Origin of the sequence: Candidatus Sororendozoicomonas aggregata, from assembly GCF_031528575.1 — a bacterium.
Lineage (GTDB): Bacteria > Pseudomonadota > Gammaproteobacteria > Pseudomonadales > Endozoicomonadaceae > Endonucleibacter > Endonucleibacter aggregata.
Genome location: NZ_JAVLSP010000017.1, coordinates 1 through 14,173 on the forward strand (window position 1 = coordinate 1; position 14,173 = coordinate 14,173).

Below are 14,173 nucleotides of genomic sequence, written 5' to 3' on the forward strand. Positions count from 1 at the left end.
TTTTTATCCTCAATTTCTCGCAATCCTCGCTACGGGCGCTATTCTCGGTCAGGCTCCTAGGGTAATTGGGCTATTTTTTGGTAAAAAAGTTCATTTTTTATAAAGATTAAATAGCCAGGGCTCCCATTGACAGTCGCAAAAATTAAGGAATTTTACACCCTCTCCATAAACTTGGAGATTGATATCAGCTTGACTGCCTAATAAAAAAGCCGGGAAAACCCGGCTTTTTTTACCCTTTTATTTTAAGCGACCATCGACTTCTTTTTAAGATGTATCAACAGTAATGATACCGCCGCCGGAGTCATTCCCTGAATACGTGATGCTCTGCCTAGCGTATCTGGCCGCTGTTCTTTCAGCTTCTGGCGGATCTCATTGGATAACCCGTCAATATTCTCAAAATCCATCGTTTCAGGAATGCGGGTATTCTCGTAACGGCGCAGTTTGTCTATTTCTTGGGTTTGACGGTCGATATACCCCTGATACTTGGTCTGGATTTCAACCTGATCCCGGACCTGTTCACTGGTTTCAGCTTCACCCACCAAACCCGCAACATCGTCATAACTTAACTCTGGTCGACGCAGCAACTCCTGGAGGCTGTATTCACGATTAACAGGATTGGTCAACTTGTCAGCTATTTTCTTTACGGCTTCGCTGTGAGGTTGTACGAAGCTGCGCTTCAGGCGCTCGGTTTCTTTCTCGACGCGCGCTTTCTTCTCAGAAAACGCAGCCCAGCGGGCATCATCCACCAAGCCCAGTTCACGGCCTTTTTCCGTCAGACGCAAATCAGCATTGTCTTCGCGCAAAATCAGACGATACTCTGCCCGGCTGGTAAACATCCGGTAAGGCTCGCTGGTGCCGTTGGTGATCAGATCATCCACCAACACGCCAATATAGGCTTCATCACGGCGAGGGCACCAGCTTTCCTTGTCCTGAGCCCTGAGGGCAGCATTCAGGCCAGCCAGCAGCCCCTGAGCGGCGGCTTCTTCATAACCTGTGGTGCCATTGATCTGCCCGGCAAAAAACAACCCGCCAATGGCTCTGGTTTCAAGGGAATATTTCAGGCTCCGTGGGTCAAAGTAGTCATACTCAATGGCATAACCCGGACGGGTAATGTGAGCGCTTTCCAGCCCCTTGATGGAACGGACAAGATCCATCTGTACATCGAAAGGTAGACTGGTTGAAATCCCGTTAGGGTACAGTTCGTGGGTGTTGAGCCCCTCTGGTTCAATAAACACCTGATGGGAGTTCTTGTCGGTAAAACGGGTAATTTTGTCTTCAATGGACGGGCAATAACGAGGGCCAACCCCTTCAATCACGCCAGCAAACAGGGGTGAGCGGTCAAGTCCGCTACGAATGACCTCATGTGTCACTTCATTGGTATGGGTGATATAGCAGCACACCTGCTGCGGGTGATCGGCCCGTGAGCCCATGTAAGACATCACTGGCAACGGGTTATCCCCAAACTGCTGCTCCATAACGGAGAAATCCACAGAGCGCGCGTCAATGCGTGGCGGTGTGCCGGTTTTCAGCCGTTCGACAGGTAACTCCAGAGAGCGTAATTTATCGGCCAGCGCTATGGATGGCGGATCGCCGGCACGCCCTCCCCGGTGAGAATCCAGCCCCACATGGATGCGACCGCCCAGAAAGGTGCCTGCCGTCAGCACCACATTAGGCGCATAAAAACGCACACCCATATTGGTGATAACACCACGTACCTGATCGTGCTCAGCGCCTTCACCAAAAATCAGATCATCGGCTGACTGCTGAAAAATAGACAGGTTAGGCTGGTTCTCAAGGATTGAGCGAATCCCTTGACGGTAAAGGGCTCGGTCCGCCTGAGCACGCGTTGCACGCACGGCCGGGCCTTTTCTGGCATTGAGTACCCGAAACTGGATACCAGCAAAATCTGTCACCCTGGCCATGGCACCACCGAGAGCGTCCACCTCTTTTACCAGATGGCTTTTGCCAATACCACCGATGGCAGGGTTGCAGGACATCATCCCCAACGTTTCGATGTTGTGGGTGAGTAACAGGGTTTTCACCCCTATACGGGCAGATGCCAATGCCGCTTCAGTCCCGGCATGACCACCGCCAATAATAATTACGTCAAATCGGGTCGGAAAATCCACTGCCAAAATCGCTCACCTTGCCTCAGTCTTGAAAAACGCGGAGTATAACACGCCGGGAACCCCATAGATGCGCCAGTTTCCCCAAACCTGTCAGGACAAATCGTTGGGTTGTGGAAAAACTTCGTATAGATACGCTTTATTCTCCTTGATTTTAGCCCACCATGAAGTCCCTTGAATAATAATTGAAGGCAGCTCATTTTCCATTAAAGATAATGTTGTCTGAGAAGCAGTCTTAAAAGTCATGCTCCTACTGCGGCTAAGATAAATGAGTCTAAAAAGTCACTTTTGTTCGTCAAATAGTCCCGCTATTCTCCTCACAAAAGCGACTTTTTATCCTCCATTTCTCGAAGTCCTCGCTACGGGCAGACTTTTAAGATTGCTTCTAAGAATTACCCCTTCAGAAAAGTAAGATATTCGTTTGGCCCGGTCTTTTGACTATTCCGGGGTGTTCTACACAAAAAAGCCCAGTTCACTGAGCCTTGTGAAAGGCGTTCCAGATAGCGTCGTACTATGAAGGGTATCAATGTACGTATCATTACCGCCTGTAAAACTCCCTGTAACATAGGCGCTACCGCTGCCAAGCAAAGTCTCAACCCTGCGGGCAATGGCATGACCAGAGTCCACCCAGGTTACAGCAGACGGTGCAACATGCTGCAACTTTTTTTTCAATAACGGAAAGTGAGTGCAACCAAGCACAATAGCATCCACCGTACGACTCCCCTGAAAAAAAGGCGCAACGATTGAGCGGAGGGCTTGTTGATTAATGGTTTTACCACGAAGCACATCTTCTGCCATATGCACCAGGTCACTGCTACCTACCCGAATCACTTCACAGTCGCTGGCAAAATTAGCTATCAGGCGATCCGTATATGCCCTGCAAACAGTGCCCGGTGTTGCCAATAAACCAATACGTCGACTGACAGATAGCTCAGCAGCTGTTTTAATGGCTGGCACAACCCCAACGACAGTAATATTCAACAGTTGTCGTACAAAAGGCAATGCAACCGTGCTTGCTGTATTGCAGGCAATAATAGCGAGTGATGGGTGATACCGCTCTGTCAGTGCCTGGAGAAAATAGCAGGTTCTCTGTACAACGTCGTCTTCTTGTCTTGGGCCATAGGGAAAACCCTTACTGTCAGAGCAGTATACTACCTCCAAACCAGGCAAACGCTGCTTTACAGCCTGGTAGATACTCAGACCACCAACACCGGAGTCAAAAATAAGAATGGGCCGGGCCTTTTGCATTATATCTCTACCATGGGTTACTTCTACCAAAGGCAGGTGAATTGTCGACTTCAGGGCGATAATCACACCCCCGGACTTCAGGGCGATGTCATTTGGCACTCACCTTAACTTATGAGAGTTCTTTGGTATCATCAAACAGCCCCTTGGCCTGTCAGACTTAAGGCACCCTTACCATCATTCCCGCAAAGACAAAAATCCCAACCTTCACAGGATCGCTCACCAAGATCCAAAACACGTGAAAATCTCTTTAATGCCTGACAGTTCTGTGTTTTCAGGGCTACTACTGCCTGTGTAACACAGTTGTAAGCACCCTATAGTATACACACAGATGAACTCCTGCTGGACAATAGTCCTGATTTGTGGCAATTTTTATCCACCACAAATCAGTCGCCCTGTGAGCCAGTAAGCCCTGATGATAGCACCCACCTTTCACAAACAACTCACCCGGTTTCCCAGCGTTGCTGCTGCCATTTTAGACAACCTGAAGCACCAGAAGGGCCGGCTTGATCCAAAGCAGTCCCAAAGCTTAATGCGCTGCCTGAACATCCCTTGGGATGAGCTTTTGGAAACCTTACTTCCTCTGGCCACAGCGCTGACAGTGAACCCTATTTCACGGTTTCCTGTGGGCGCTATTGTTGAAGGCTACCGGGAAAGTGGGCATGGCCCCTTATATTTTGGGGCAAATCTGGAAATGCCCGAAATTCCCCTGAAGCTGACCGTCCATGCCGAGCAGGCTGCTGTCTGCAATGCCTGGCATCAGAGAGAAACCCGACTACGCCAACTAATCGTCAATAATGCGCCTTGCGGCCATTGCCGACAGTTCCTTAACGAGTTGAACCATATTGACGATATCATTGTGACCATCAAGCGTCTCAACAGCAAAAAAATAGCTCGTTATCAAATGGCAGACCTGCTTTCTGACTCCTTTGGCCCTGCCAACCTTAACCAGACTGACCGCTTGATGTCTTCAGCGTCTACCGAGATTCAACTGGCCGAGCCTTACACCAAAGATGCCCTCGCCGTAGCAGCCGCTGATGCAGCCGCTAACAGTTACGCTCCCTACACACAGTGCTACTCGGGTGTTGCGCTTCAATTATCAAATGGACAAATCATCACGGGTCAATACGCCGAGAACGCGGCTTTTAACCCGAGCATGACAGCCATTGAGTCTGCCATGGTGAACTGGCGGTTAGCCGATTTGGCCACCCCTGAAAACCCTGCGCATGTTACCCATGCGGTACTTGTGGAAAAAAAAGCTATGATTTCTCATAGAGAAATAACAGAAAACATTCTGAGCAGTTACGGTATTAAATTAACAACCGTAGTCGTATAGTTAAGGGGTTAGTTTCCTGCGCTAAAAAATATCTTTTAGATAGAGCACAGAGGCACCGTTCCAAAACCAATTTCCTGGTGAATTTATTGTCTAGGCTGGTTGTATACACTCATCAGGATAAAAAACCATCGTTGCATATACAACACACCAGCTTGGTCGAGGTTATGGCGTAGCTGTTATGCAGAACTCAGATCTTAAAGAGAAACTGATGCCTGTTTTTCCAAACTACTTTGAGAGATATGCGGCCAACAACAACGGCGTAATAACCTGGCTTTTTGATCAAGATGATATTAGTGATTACGGCGTGTGTGCTTCTATTTGCGCCCACTGGATTAGATACCACAGCGATGACCGTCATCTCGCCACTGAGCTGACCAGGAAAGAAAGGGGATTATTTAATAAAAGCCGTTTTAATAAAGCCGAGGTTCGTCGTATCGTGAATTTACAGCTTTCCAGATTGGGCAAAAGGGAAGACGTAACGGGTATTATCTCTCAGGCGATGGATCTGCAGAATTGGTTGGAGATTTTTGGTTTACGTCTCCTTTTCCACCCCGTAACACACAGAGTCCTTTTTAACTGTAAAGAATACATGGATGAGTTGACGGCTAAAGACAGTTTCACCCAATCTCACTTGATGGTTAATGCGTTATTAAACTATACGTCATGTTATGTGCTAATTGCTGTACATAATTTTGATGTTACCAATTTGAGCTTGGATAATCCCGGAATGGGACACTTTCTATGTGCCTGGTTGGGCGATGCACAATCTGATGTGGTCTTTTTTGAGCCTTCATCGGGTGAGGTGTGGTTTGAGCGCAGAAGTGATTTTGCCAAATTTGCCCGAGACTATTTTGGGGAAGCCATGGTATTGCATAAGTGCACAGAGTGGGAACTTTATCCCCTGGCAAAACCAGCGCTTGTTCAGGGTTTTGAAATGGTCGATGCCCCTGCATGACAATCATTATGTGATGCTTTGTTCCATCTGCTCTCAAAGGGAAACGCGATAACAATGACCAACGCTTTGAAACATAATTCAAGGTTTCCCGGAATTCTTTGAAGGTGATCCAACCCAATACGGGGAAATGGTTGCCGAAATTTTATTGGCATTATCTGATGAACTCAATAGGCAAATTGAGGAATAGCTTCTTACAGACCTGTTCTCATCATTCCAGTAATCATGACATCCTCTGAGCGCCAAGGTTGGTTCACCAGAGTTCTTGCGAGTTTACCTGCCCGAACCCTAAGCAACTGCAATCATTAGTAAGTCATTAGTCGTATATTTAGCCAACGGAAAAGTGTTTGTTGGTGTTGCTTGTTTCAGAAGGCATTCGAGCCAGCCAGGGAGTTGAGTTGAGCACCTCATCCCTTGGGGGGTAACACCACCTGGGAGCCTGTCGGACTTATGCTTTCGAGCATAAAATTCACTAGAGCGAGTCAGAATTTTCGATCAACTTGTGCGAATAGTTGACCTATTTAAGCAAATTGATCGGAAATTCTGGCCGCACTTTCTCGCGCTTCCTGGATTTTAGGCCGAAATTGTCTTAAGTCCGACAGGCTCCTGGAAAAGAGATGTAATAGGCCGGTTTGCCAAGGATAGCTTTCTGTCTTTGAGTAGCCTGGTGGTTCCAGCTTTAGCGGGTTCGGAACCGCCATCTTGTGCCTTTTTCTGGCAATTATCGAAGTCTGCTCACTCTAAACTCGAGCTTGTTATAGACATCAGTTCATACCTTAGCACACTGTAAATTCTGGCCTATAGAGGGTATTTCCTATACTTAGGCGTCCGCCTATGGATTTTTACCGGTCTTCTTTTCCCTATTAAATAGACGTCAAAAAATAATAATTTACGCTTTTGATAACCTGTCGACAAAGCAATATGGTTATTATTTATGCTGCCCAGCAATAAACTGAACAAAAAACAAACACTTTTCAAATAATAATAAAAAATGTCAATTTAAACGACGATGAATTCTATAAAATATACACTGAAAACCTAGTAAAAACCTTTATATAACCATATTTGCTGATAGGTAGCCAAAATAATAAACGACGAAATTCATAAACACTACAGATATCATCCTTCTGTGGATAAACTGCTTAATACTGGTGATAAATGCTTTCCCTGAGGACTTCTTTTCATATTTTGTGGATAAAACACCGAAAAAAACCCTGCTCTGAGCAGGCTGTTTCAACGTATTTAAAGTGTTCAATGGCTAAACTTACATTCAGCAGTTGACCGCTTTTAACTTGCTGAAAGCCTGGCTCCTGGAGGACAAAGAGCCTTCAACTATTGAATTTAGGTTACTGATAACTTCCCCCTTCAAGACTGGTCATTTCAAGGCAGGTGATGAACAGGCTGTCCATTGTTGTTTTTTTGTTGTTTTTTACTTAAAAATCATTGTTTGCAGTGACTATCATTTCAAAAATCAGCCTAAGCAAGTATAAATACTTATTATTTTGACATCCTCCCCCAGCCAGGTCGCTGGAGGATTCCCATTACTGGGGCGTTACTTTCTTGCGAGTTTACGCAGGTTTCTGCTTCCACATTACAGCCACGAGGGACTTACATTAACTCCACAGACTTTACTTCCCCTCTGCCCGAGGGTAGGTCTTCAACGACAGAAAGGATAGTAGCAGAATGTTAGACGAAATTCACCTCCCGCCTAGCTCAGGCGGGAGTACTCTTTCGGAAACCGATAGTAGCACTGTCTCTTATCAAGCTATCAGCCCCATAAGCACTCCAGCAAAATTTCATTTATACTGTGTTGATTATTACTTCTAAGGAAACTCTAATTTATGTCCAAATTCTTCTATAAAGGTGGCCGTACAAATATGCCAGATACCCGAAGTGTTGGCTATAAGACCAAAAAAGTTCTGCGCCCGGGCACGGAAACAAACCCTGCCAGGGTAACTGTTCAAACAGAAGAGCGCAGCGCGGAGTTACTCGCTCTTGCCAAAGCAAATGATATCATCATTAAGGTCGTGATTGATGAAGAGAAGCTAGAGAATACCGTTGAGCTCGATACCCTGCTGCAAAAGACAGCTACACAGGTAAAGGAAAACACCCCTTCCCGTAATGATCCGTGTATTTGCAACAGTGGTAAAAAGTATAAGAAATGCTGTGGTGTCTGAGATGGCACTGGCTGATACCGGTTTAAGAACTTGTTCATAATCTTCTCAACAGCAGTCAAAAGAAGGCTAAATGCATAGATTTGTGACTTTTGTTTAGTTTAAAATTTACCTCTTTGTAAACGACAAAAGTCTTTTTTAATAAACGTTCGATAACCTGAGGGTTCGGAATAATGGTCAGAGTATGGCGTTCACTCCTTTTTGCTATCTGTTCCGAGCCAAGGCGCTTAATATTGCATGTAGCCTTAGAGAAAGGCTGTCCAGTATAACTCCCTTTAGAGTTATAGTTTTGTAAGAAAAGTCTTGGAATACTTACCCAAAATGGCAACGTTTAAATTTATACGACAAAATTATTGTAAATAGCGCTCGGCCTTAATTTTTTAAAGAAGATTTTCAGGCTTTGGAAGATCGTACTCAAGCAGTGAGTCTCTCACGCGAATACCATTGGCCCATGCTTGGATCATACGGTATGTGTCAAATATTTTATGGAAAAATGGAAACGGCTGAAGAGTTTATACGTGGGTCAGGTTCATCGAAAAAGTCTATAAAACAGGTGACTCCCCCCTACTAAATTCAGAAAAACAGACCCGTTATAGTGATGGTATTCTACCTCAATGGAACTAAGGGCTTATCCCCCTGTCAGGCTATACCCCAATATGATCCCGGACACCGTCATGTGAGCTAGCTCTTTGAAGCTGTTCACAATCTTTTATGAGCTGAAACCGCTGATATAAACCGCCTGTTTTGGACTTTTCTTCGTTACACAGCACCACCAGGCTCTCAAAAACTCGAAAAACAGGCTGATTTTATCATCGGTTTCGCTTTTCATAAAAGACCACAAACAGCATCTTATTATTTCCCAATGCAAAACGATGAAAAAATACGCCCCAAAAGATCATCCGATGAAAATTCGCCGGTAATTTCACCGAGCGCTTTTTGTGCATGACGCAGGTCTTCAGCTAACAATTCACCTGCCCCCCTATGCTCCAGCTGCGCTTTACCATTATTTAACAACGCCTGTGCTTTATTCAGCGCATCGAGATGTCGCCTGCGAGCAGAGAAGCCTCCTTCCACCAGTCCCTCATAACCCATACACTGCTTCAAATGCTCCCTAAGCACACTCAGACCAACTTCTTCCATAGCACTGATTCTGACTACTGGAATCCGGTTTTTAAGGAGCAGTCCCTGCTTTTCGCCCGTTAAATCGATTTTATTGCGGATTATCGTTAATTTGCTGCTACAAGGAAAACGCTCGACAAATTCAGGCCAAATCTCTTTTGGATCTACGGCTGGTGTCGAAGAACCATCGACCATCAATAAAACACGATCTGCTTTTGCTATTTCTTTAAAAGCCCGCTCCACACCAATTTGCTCTACTTTATCTTTAGTATCCCTCAAACCAGCGGTATCAATCACATGAAGTGGCATACCATCAATATGGATATGTTCCTTTAATACGTCACGTGTCGTTCCTTCAACATCTGTAACAATGGCTGTTTCCCTGCCAGAGAGGGCGTTTAACAGACTGGATTTACCGGCATTTGGGCGCCCTGCTATAACCACAGACATTCCCTCTCTCAAAATAGCACCCTGCCCAGCTTGCCGAATCACCTTATCAAGGTTTTCCAGAATCATCGCCAGGTCAGTCCCCACTTTGCCATCGGCTAAAAAATCAATTTCTTCTTCGGGGAAATCAATAGCGGCTTCCACATAAATACGCAGCTGTATTAACCCTTCAACCAATGCGTTCACCTGCTTTGAGAACCCCCCCTGTAATGACCGCAAAGCTGAACGCGCGGCCTGCTCAGAGGTGCTATCAATCAGATCTGCTATGGCTTCAGCCTGAGCAAGATCCATTCGATCATTCAAAAATGCCCTTTCTGAAAACTCCCCCGCGCCAGCCTGACGGGCACCTAAGGACAACAACTCTTTTATCAACAAATCCATTACCACAGGTCCACCATGCCCTTGTAGTTCAAGCACATCTTCGCCGGTAAAAGAATTCGGTCCGGGAAAAAACAGGGCAATACCCTCATCGAGAACACCGCCTTCGTGTGAATAAAAAGGCCCATAATGGGCATAACGTGGCTTAAGATCCTTTTTTAGTACCTTATTGGCAATACGTTTGGCATCACCGCCCGACACTCGGATAATCCCGACACCTCCCCTTCCAGGGGGTGTTGCCTGTGCAACAATCGTATCCTGATAAATGGCACTCAGATCTGTCATGAACGTTAAAACTGTGTCGGTTAATAAAAAACCACAGACTACAACAGGGACTTTGTTTATGCTAATTTGCAGGAAAAGTTTTTGGCGTTTATTTGCTTTTCAAGGCAGGCTACTGAACTGGCATCCTCACCATTATGCCTACGCTACCAGAGGCCCACGCTGTGAAGATCATACCAATGGCAGAGGTTGTATTTCACGAACAGCATCTTAAGGCTGCTTACATAAAAAACCCGCGGATGAAGCACCCGCAGGTTTATTATCTCACTCTAAACTGATGTCAGATTAGATACCACTAACAGTCAGAGTGATAGCTCCAGCGTACGCACCAGCCTTCTGGTCAGAGATCGCACCTAACTGGGCAGAAGCAGCAACAGTGTGTGCTTGGTTATGTGTAGAGTCAGCAACAGTGTCAAAAGTCATAGCGCTTCCGTCTAAAGAGTATGAAGTAGCTACACTGTCAGTACCGTTAGTCAGATCACCACCAGACAAAGTTACACGTACCTGGCCGTTAGACTCAAGGTTATACGTATCACTACCAGAATAAACAGCGTCAGCTGAACCATCTGTACCAGAAGTAGACAGAGCAAAGTCATCCAAACCAGTGATAGAAGCATACAGAGCAACGTTCATAGAAACGTTAGCAGAAGCGTTATCAAGACCAGATGCGAACGTGTTCGACGAAGCCGTCAGGGCAAAAGCTAAAGCGATTAGTGATTTTTTCATGGTTACTCTCCTTATACCATTTAATTATTAATTTTTTATTATCAGCTCACGATTGTTACCGCCGCTATGTTCACTATAGCAGCTTATCTTTCCTTGTCATTTTTCATTCCGAACAAGTGTCTCATTTTATGTCAAATTTGAGACAGATTATTGCAATGCAGATAGATTTTCGAAACAACCTGTTGATTTATCGACCTAATCTAAAAAGGCAATAAGGTGCAATATTATTTACCCACAGCAATTCACAAAATATCCACAACCGTATATTCTCCCTAGCAAACCAGTATAATTTGGCATGGTTCGCTTTATTTATCCTTACCGAAGCCTCTAAGAGGTAGAACAGCAGTGACGTCTCAAAGTACACCCGATATCAATACATTTCAGGGATTGATTTTTGCCCTGCAACAGTTCTGGTCACAGCAGGGCTGCGTTATCATACAACCACTGGATATGGAGGTGGGTGCAGGTACATTCCATCCAGCGACCTTCCTGCGTGCCATAGGCCCCGAGAACTGGAATTCAGCTTACGTTCAGCCCAGCAGACGTCCCAATGATGGCCGTTATGGTGAAAACCCTAATCGTCTGCAGCATTTCTACCAGTTTCAAGTCGTCATGAAACCTTCACCTGATAATATTCAGGCATTATATCTTGATTCTCTTAAATCGCTGGGTATTGACCCCCTTGTTCACGATATCCGCTTTGTTGAGGATAACTGGGAATCCCCCACACTGGGTGCCTGGGGACTAGGTTGGGAGGTCTGGATGAACGGTATGGAAATCACGCAGTTTACCTACTTTCAACAAGTCGGTGGCCTAGAATGCTTCCCTATTACTGGTGAAATTACCTACGGCCTGGAACGTTTAGCCATGTACATTCAAGGTGTTGACAATGTTTATGATCTTGTCTGGGCAAAAGGTCTGCGAAGCAAAGTCACTTATGGTGATGTGTTTCATCAAAATGAAGTGGAGATGTCCATATTTAACTTCGAACAGGCTGACACAAGCGAACTCTTTCAACAATTCAGTTTCTTTGAAACACAAGCCCAGCGCCTGGTCGAACTCGACTTGCCACTGCCTGCTTATGAATTTGTCTTAAAAGCCTCTCACACCTTCAACCTTCTTGATGCCAGACACGCTATTTCAGTGACCGAAAGACAGCGTTACATTCTCAAGGTGAGAACTCTGGCACGATCTGTTGCTAAAGCTTACTTTGAAGCCCGTCGCAATCTGAGCTTCCCCATGGCGGAGGAGTCAAATCGAAACTACGTGCTGGCACACCTTGAAAAGGGGGTAAAATAATGCAGACGCAAGATTTTCTCATTGAGCTGGGTACGGAAGAGCTGCCCCCAAAAGCCCTGAAAAAGCTATCTGACGCGTTTACAGCTAATATTGCTGAGGGTTTGAAAAATGCGCAATTGCATTTTTCTGAGTGTCTTAGTTTTGCGACACCTCGCCGCCTGGCAGTCTATATCAAAAACCTTGATACAGCTCAGCCCAACCAGAATTTAGAGCGCCGTGGTCCGGCAATGCAAGCGGCCTTTGATGCGGATGGCAACCCCACTAAAGCTGCTGAAGGGTTTGCCCGCTCCAATGGCGTCAGTGTCGATCAACTGGAATCATTGAGTACCCATAAGGGCGCCTGGCTAGTGTTCCGTTTTGTAAAAGAGGGGGCTCACGCTAAAGCTCTGTTGCCTGAGGTGGTCTCTCAATCCCTGTCTGGATTGCCCATCCCAAAACGCATGCGCTGGGGTGCTCGCAGAGATGAGTTTGTCCGCCCTGTGAAGTGGTTACTGATGTTAATGGGAAATAGCGTTGTTGACTGCTCAGTGCTCGGGCTAAAGGCGGATAATAAAACCTTTGGACACCGCTTTCATGCCAATCGCCCTATTACCATCAACAAACCTGCTGATTATGCGCGCAAATTAAAAGAAGAAGGTAAAGTGCTGGCAGATTTTATTACACGCCGTGATGTGATTCGCGACCAGGTTAAAATGGCTGCGCAACAAACTGGCGGAATTGCCGTTATTGATAATGATCTGCTGGATGAGGTAACAGCGTTGGTTGAGTGGCCGGTGGCAATGGCTGGACGCTTTGATAACGAGTTTTTATCAATACCCGCTGAATCTCTGGTTTCTTCTATGAAAGAACACCAAAAATATTTCCATGTCGTTGATGAATCTGGTGCTATACAGCCTCACTTCATTACCGTTGCTAATATTGAAAGCTGTGACCCCCAGCAGGTAATTGCCGGTAACGAGTGCGTGATTCGTCCCCGGTTGTCTGACGCCAAATTTTTCTTTGAAACTGACAAGAAAACCACACAGGAAGCTCGCCGTGAACAGCTGAAATCTATTGTATTTCAGACACAGCTTGGCTCTGTTTATGACAAGACAGAGCGTATCTCAAGGCTCGCTGCCTCAATCGTAAAGCAGGAAGGTAAAAACGCTGAGCATGCGGCCCGGGCAGGGCTTCTGAGTAAATCTGACCTGGTGTCCGAGATGGTGAGTGAATTCCCCGATCTCCAGGGAATTATGGGCCAGTATTATGCTGCCCACGATGGTGAACCGAAGGATGTCTGCACAGCACTGAATGAACAATACATGCCTCGCTTTGCCGGTGACCTGCTGCCATCCTCTCTTACCGGTTGCGCATTGTCCATTGCCGATAAAATAGACACAATTACCGGTATCTTCGGGATTGGTCAGCCACCCACTGGCAGTAAAGATCCTTTTGCCCTCAGAAGAGCAAGTATTGGTATTCTCCGTATAATTATTGAGAAAAAACTTAACCTTGACATTAACCAGCTCACTGAGCAGGCAGCGAAAGGTTACCAGAGCACAGGCGTAAACCTCCCTGAGCAAGACACCTTTCAGACAGTCGTTGATTATATGCTGGAACGTTTTAACGCAAGTTATCAGGATAAAGGCGTAGCGGCTGAAGTCATTAATGCGGTAAAGGCGCTTCGTCCAACTCAACCGCTGGATTATGACCTGCGCATTCAGGCCATTATCCGCTTTTATGCTATGCCTGAAGCAGCCGCTTTAGCCTCCGCCAACAAACGGGTCTCTAACATACTGACAAAAGCAAAAGACATTATCATACCGGATGTGATTGATGAATCACTGCTTATTGAACAGGCAGAAATCGACCTGGCCAAAGCATTGTTTATCAAACGCAAGGAAACAGCTCCCCTGGTCAAGCAAGGGCTGTATGCCAAGGTAATGGAAGCACTGGCTACACTTAAAGAACCTGTGGATGCTTTCTTCGACAAAGTGCTGGTTAACGCTGACAATGAGGCGGTGAAACTTAACCGCTATGCTTTACTGAAGCAGCTGCGCGAGCTATTCCTCCATGTAGCTGATATCTCCTTGCTAAAAACAGTATAAGC

The 14,173-nt window shown here is 45.9% G+C and carries 9 protein-coding genes; 5 read left to right on the plus strand and 4 right to left on the minus strand.

What is annotated here, in order from left to right; genetic code table 11:
- Window positions 1–242: 242 nt before the first annotated feature.
- Both mnmG and murI read right to left on the minus strand, forming a co-directional pair.
- Window positions 243–2,129 carry a tRNA uridine-5-carboxymethylaminomethyl(34) synthesis enzyme MnmG gene (gene mnmG / locus V4C51_RS05185; RefSeq protein WP_330925111.1) on the minus strand — a complete coding sequence of 629 codons (1,887 nt, stop codon included), beginning with the start codon at window positions 2,127–2,129 and terminating at the stop codon, window positions 243–245.
- A gap of 450 nt (window positions 2,130–2,579) precedes the next feature.
- The gene (gene murI / locus V4C51_RS05190; protein WP_330925071.1) at window positions 2,580–3,473 is read right to left on the minus strand and encodes a glutamate racemase; all 894 of its coding nucleotides are present in this window, start codon (window positions 3,471–3,473) and stop codon (window positions 2,580–2,582) included.
- 313 nt (window positions 3,474–3,786) lie between these two features.
- On the opposite strand from murI, the gene cdd reads away from it, so the two are divergent.
- From cdd to V4C51_RS05205, 3 genes are all read left to right on the plus strand, one after another.
- On the plus strand, window positions 3,787–4,707 hold the full coding sequence (gene cdd, locus V4C51_RS05195; RefSeq protein WP_330925072.1) for a cytidine deaminase: 921 nt from the start codon (window positions 3,787–3,789) through the stop codon (window positions 4,705–4,707).
- Between the two features lie 178 nt (window positions 4,708–4,885).
- Window positions 4,886–5,662, plus strand: a complete 777-nt coding sequence (locus V4C51_RS05200; RefSeq protein ID WP_330925073.1) for a YopT-type cysteine protease domain-containing protein — start codon at window positions 4,886–4,888, stop codon at window positions 5,660–5,662.
- A gap of 1,838 nt (window positions 5,663–7,500) precedes the next feature.
- Window positions 7,501–7,836: a PBPRA1643 family SWIM/SEC-C metal-binding motif protein gene (locus V4C51_RS05205; RefSeq protein ID WP_330925074.1), complete on the plus strand. Its 336-nt coding sequence runs from the start codon at window positions 7,501–7,503 to the stop codon at window positions 7,834–7,836.
- A gap of 849 nt (window positions 7,837–8,685) precedes the next feature.
- On the opposite strand, the gene mnmE is transcribed toward V4C51_RS05205, so the two are convergent.
- Both mnmE and V4C51_RS05215 read right to left on the minus strand, forming a co-directional pair.
- Window positions 8,686–10,062, minus strand: coding sequence for a tRNA uridine-5-carboxymethylaminomethyl(34) synthesis GTPase MnmE (gene mnmE, locus V4C51_RS05210; RefSeq protein ID WP_330925075.1), 1,377 nt, complete (start codon window positions 10,060–10,062; stop codon window positions 8,686–8,688).
- 282 nt (window positions 10,063–10,344) lie between these two features.
- The gene (locus V4C51_RS05215) at window positions 10,345–10,785 is read right to left on the minus strand and encodes a hypothetical protein (protein ID WP_330925076.1); all 441 of its coding nucleotides are present in this window, start codon (window positions 10,783–10,785) and stop codon (window positions 10,345–10,347) included.
- A gap of 345 nt (window positions 10,786–11,130) precedes the next feature.
- Here V4C51_RS05215 and glyQ point away from each other — a divergent pair, with 345 nt between their 5' ends.
- Window positions 11,131–12,084: a glycine--tRNA ligase subunit alpha gene (gene glyQ / locus V4C51_RS05220; RefSeq protein WP_330925077.1), complete on the plus strand. Its 954-nt coding sequence runs from the start codon at window positions 11,131–11,133 to the stop codon at window positions 12,082–12,084.
- Complete coding sequence (glyS, locus tag V4C51_RS05225) at window positions 12,084–14,171, plus strand: glycine--tRNA ligase subunit beta (RefSeq protein ID WP_330925078.1); 2,088 nt, start codon at window positions 12,084–12,086, stop codon at window positions 14,169–14,171. Before glyQ ends, glyS begins: the two co-directional genes overlap by 1 nt.
- The last annotated feature ends 2 nt before the right edge of the window (window positions 14,172–14,173 follow it).

Excerpts from the sequence above, each read along its gene's own strand:
- V4C51_RS05200 (WP_330925073.1), top strand. The coding sequence starts at position 4,886 with ATGCAGAACTCAGATCTTAAAGAGAAACTGATGCCTGTTTTTCCAAAC.
- V4C51_RS05205 (WP_330925074.1), top strand. The coding sequence starts at position 7,501 with ATGTCCAAATTCTTCTATAAAGGTGGCCGTACAAATATGCCAGATACC.
- cdd (WP_330925072.1), top strand. The coding sequence starts at position 3,787 with ATGATAGCACCCACCTTTCACAAACAACTCACCCGGTTTCCCAGCGTT.
- mnmE (WP_330925075.1), bottom strand. The coding sequence starts at position 10,062 with ATGACAGATCTGAGTGCCATTTATCAGGATACGATTGTTGCACAGGCA.
- glyS (WP_330925078.1), top strand. The coding sequence starts at position 12,084 with ATGCAGACGCAAGATTTTCTCATTGAGCTGGGTACGGAAGAGCTGCCC.
- V4C51_RS05215 (WP_330925076.1), bottom strand. The coding sequence starts at position 10,785 with ATGAAAAAATCACTAATCGCTTTAGCTTTTGCCCTGACGGCTTCGTCG.